This window comes from Mycobacterium sp. (assembly GCF_052144515.1).
Taxonomy (GTDB): Bacteria; Actinomycetota; Actinomycetes; order Mycobacteriales; family Mycobacteriaceae; genus Mycobacterium.
Map to the genome: position 1 here is coordinate 1 of NZ_JBKQQD010000538.1, position 3,797 is coordinate 3,797.

The 3,797-nt window shown below is 60.1% G+C and carries 3 protein-coding genes and 1 pseudogene; all 4 read left to right on the plus strand.

From position 1 onward, the window contains the following. Positions 1–181 precede the first annotated feature (181 nt). Complete coding sequence (locus ACLP9N_RS36595) at positions 182–433, plus strand: hypothetical protein (protein ID WP_442411975.1); 252 nt, start codon at positions 182–184, stop codon at positions 431–433. Positions 434–695: 262 nt separating this feature from the next. Next, a complete protein-coding gene (locus tag ACLP9N_RS36600; protein ID WP_442411976.1) occupies positions 696–2,111 on the plus strand; it encodes a type IV secretory system conjugative DNA transfer family protein in 1,416 nt (471 codons plus the stop codon). Between the two features lie 458 nt (positions 2,112–2,569). Beyond that, positions 2,570–3,172 (plus strand): TetR/AcrR family transcriptional regulator, encoded by a 603-nt coding sequence (locus ACLP9N_RS36605; protein ID WP_442411977.1) that lies wholly within the window; start codon positions 2,570–2,572, stop codon positions 3,170–3,172. Beyond that, a pseudogene (locus ACLP9N_RS36610) lies at positions 3,169–3,797 on the plus strand (cytochrome P450); the annotation flags it as partial. The gene ACLP9N_RS36605 and the pseudogene ACLP9N_RS36610, both read left to right, overlap by 4 nt.

Sequence of the window (3,797 nt, forward strand, 5' to 3'; positions counted from 1 at the left end):
GACCCCAGATGCAGCGGCTCAAGAAATGACACGAGTTTGAGACAAAACGCAGATGACATTACGTGAGACAACTCGCATCGCCGAAGGTCAGCGGATCGCTAAATGACACCGGAGATGAGAATCGACAAAACCAACAAAAATAGCGGACGGCCGTGGGGTGTAGAGGATTTAACCTTGAAGCATGGCTGCGCAGAAGACCTTAATCCCACTTGATACAGCCCGGTGCCACCACCCGGCGGATTTGACTGGCCTGTTCACCATCAAAGAAGTGAGCCAGGCCTGCGGCCTGCCAGGGCCGGTCATCATGCAGTTGGTGCCGCGGACCTGGGTTGAGCCATTGGGCTGGCTCTACACCCTCGACCAAATCAGTGCGGCCATCGCGATTTGCGAGGATCTGCACCGACCATCGGGGACCAATCAGCCTGAGGCGTAACGTGCGCCGATCGAAACGCTGTCTTGCGAGCGGTGCGCTGTGTTCACCACAGTGACCGATGCGGCAGCCCGACGCCAGCCTACTGGCCGATCTGGACGGCAAGGACTACTGCGCAGACTGTGTGACGCGGTGTCCGAGCTGCCGTACCGATGAGAGTGACCGACCGTGTGAGACCTGTTTCGGCACGCGAAGGGTTCCCAGGCCACCAGTATCAACGAATTTTGTGCAGTCAACCCCACTGCGGCGGCCTTACCGTTGATACATGGCAATTGCGAACAGTACTGATGGATTTCGCCCGCCGGTAACCCCTTTCGCCGGGTGGACGCGAAATGCCCAGGGGCGGCGGGTTCCGTTGGAAACGGCACCCCACGTCGGGGGATTCGCCCCTCCCAACACCGGTAAGACGAGCGGTTGGCTGGCCCAGTCGGCGGTGCTGTGGCCTGGTCCGGCGTTTGTGTCATCCAGTAAAGACGATTTGATGCAGATGGTGGCTTCCCGTCGCTACGGCCCTACAGCGCTGCTGGATCTGCGGCCGATCACCGCGCCCTACTATCCCAAAGAGTACGTCCCGTATCGTTTTGACCCCACCGCGTTGATCACCAACCTGAATGACGCAATCGCAACGGCCCAAAGCCTACTGAGTACATCAGCGATAGCATTGTCCGGCAGTGCATTTCGGCAATCATCCGACCCGGGGCCGTGGGACCAATTAGCGCTGGCCCCGCTGGTGTGCCTATTATTCGCGGCCAGCCCAGCGGCTACCGGGCAGGGGATGGAGTGGACCCTTGCAGCCTCAGAAAACGTCGAGATCGAAAACCTCTTGGTTCCTTTCCAAATGTCATGGAAAGCCGGTTGGGCCTCAGCCGCCGCATGGACGAGTGATCCGCTGTTTGAGGCGCGGGTGCGCGCGGTGTTGGAAATGGAGCCCAGGCAGCGCGATTCGGTGAAAATGACTGTGACCAAAGTTCTCACCGCGTGGTTGCTGACCATCCGCCGCGATCGCGAGTTCCCGCCGCTGGACTTATCGTTCTTCGACGCCGCCGATGCCACGCTTTTCCTGCTGACCCCCGCCGATGGAACGGTCGCCGCGCAGGCGATTGTGTTGATGGATCAGCTGATCAACCGGCAACGCGTAAAAGTGGGGCAGTGGGAGGAATTTCACCGCATCGGGTTGTTCCTCGACGAGATCACCAATACACCGATCCCGCGGCTCCCACAGTATCTGGCCGAATCGCGTGGGCTTGGATGCTCGATTTGCTTTGCCGCGCAGTCCGGTTCACAACTCGATGCCATTTATGGGCCGCTGCAGGGCAAGGCGATCCGAGACGTCACGCCTGCGGCGTTGATCATGTATGGCTCCCATGAACGCGATATTATGGAATCGGCCGCATTCTGGTCAGGCAAGGCAACGCGCAGCCACCAAAGCTACGATCACAACTCCGATAACAGAAACACCAGCCGCCACTTCGGAAATGCCTTGGAACCAGCGGAGTTGCTGCCCCGCAACATCGGCGAGGCGCGGCTGATCCCCAGAGGCACACCTGGGGAGATGGTAGAACTCATCACGTTTGAGGAGTTCATCGCCTACCTCGACGAACTGCGCGCCGCTGTAGGTTCTCATCCAACGTGGCGGAATTCTCATCTTCGTGACATCAAAATGGCGGATCCGCCACAATGATGAGAATCTAGTTAGTCGGCCTAGGTATGTGATCTTGTCTTGGCGGTACCCAGTCGCGTCTCCGTCTTGCGCTGCTGGACATGCGAAATGCATTGTGCATCAAGGATATTGGCGGTTCGTCATCAAGCGGAATTTGCTGTAGCGACGACACAACCCACGACGGCAAATACCGGTAAAGCCCCATATTCGTTTCCGGCGTATTCGGTTGTGCTGGGCGAGGCGGCGGGGTAGGGGAGTGCATCTGGGCGGTACTGAGCCGTGGCTATGGTACGGCCGCTGCGGTGGGGTCCAGCGCTGACCACCGTGGGGAGCCGTGCTGTTTGCCAGCCGCCGGGACGTGCACCCAGCGCACGCCCCAGATCAAGTGCCGGCGGGTGGCCCGGGCCGGCCTTGACTGCTCATTTCAGCTATGGCAATCTGAACGCTGTTCTAATTCGGACAGCGTTCGAAAGGGTGTCGTGGCCAGAACCTCGCGGCGGGTGGCCCCCGGGTTGGCCTACGGTGAGTTGGACCGTGCTCATCTGACCAAGCACCTTCTGGCCTTGGCGGAAAGAGTTGGTGTGGACAAGGTCACGATGAGAGGCCTGGCCGCAGAGGCGGGAACGTCGGCGTCTTCGGTCTATTACCACGTGAGCGGTAAGGCCGAGATGCTGGATCTGTTGATCGAGGCAGCAGTCGGCAGCATTGAGGTTCCGGCCGAGGGTGACTGGCAACAGCGTCTTGTCGCGCTCTACACCAACGCATGGCGTGTGCTGGTAGCAGTTCCTGGAATCGCGGCGCTGCTGCAGCAACGTCCACACACAACGGCCGCGACCGACATGGATCGCGCAACGCGCAAGATCCTGCACGAATCAGGTTTGCCTGAGGAGGATTTCGGTGCCGCGCACGCAGTGCTCTACATCCACCTGCTGGGATCGGTGGAATTGGAGCACCATCGCGCCAAGACAGGTGCGGTCGACGTTGCGGGCGCTGAATCCATGTTCCTGTATGGCCTGCACGTCATTCTCACCGGTCTTAGCCCGGGTGTGAATTGTGATCCAACTCCCGGGAAGAGCCGATGACTGAAGCGATGCTTGATCTCGCCGACCTCTCGCTGTGGGAGGAGGGCTTTCCCGATCACGTATTCGCTGAATTGCGCAGCACGGCTCCGGTCTATCACCAGCAGCTCACCGTGGCCGTCGATGATCGGGTCGGCCGGGAGTTCTGGGTCTGCACCAAACATGCAGAGGTATCCCGAGTGCATCGCGACCATGAAACGTTCACCGCAACTGGTGGTCCGTTGATCCAGGAGGTGGACCTGTTCGCGGCCTACCCGTCGATCGTCAACCTCGACCCGCCTGACCACACCAGGCGGCGCCGGATCATCGCGAAGGCCTTTACCCCGCGCGCGGTGGCCAAGCTCGAGCAGGGCATTCGAACACGCACCCATCTCATGGCCGGCTCCCTGCTAAGTGCTGGGGGAGGCGACTTCGTCGACCTAGCTGCAGGACTGCCTATTTCAGTTATCGGCGACATTGTCGGTATCCCCGAAGATGACCGTCCGCGGGTTTTCGCACTCGTCACCCAGGTTCTCAAGCTGGCCGGCGCGGGGGTATCGACCCCTCAGGGCGACGACCTGGTTCCGTTCCTCGAGTTGTTCCAGTACGCCAGCGAGTTGACAGGGCAAAAACGGGATAATCCGGTCGA

What these genes read in the sequence shown, in the direction of transcription:
- ACLP9N_RS36600 (WP_442411976.1), top strand. Translation starts at nt 696, where the DNA reads ATGGCAATTGCGAACAGTACTGATGGATTTCGCCCGCCGGTAACCCCT.
- ACLP9N_RS36595 (WP_442411975.1), top strand. Translation starts at nt 182, where the DNA reads ATGGCTGCGCAGAAGACCTTAATCCCACTTGATACAGCCCGGTGCCAC.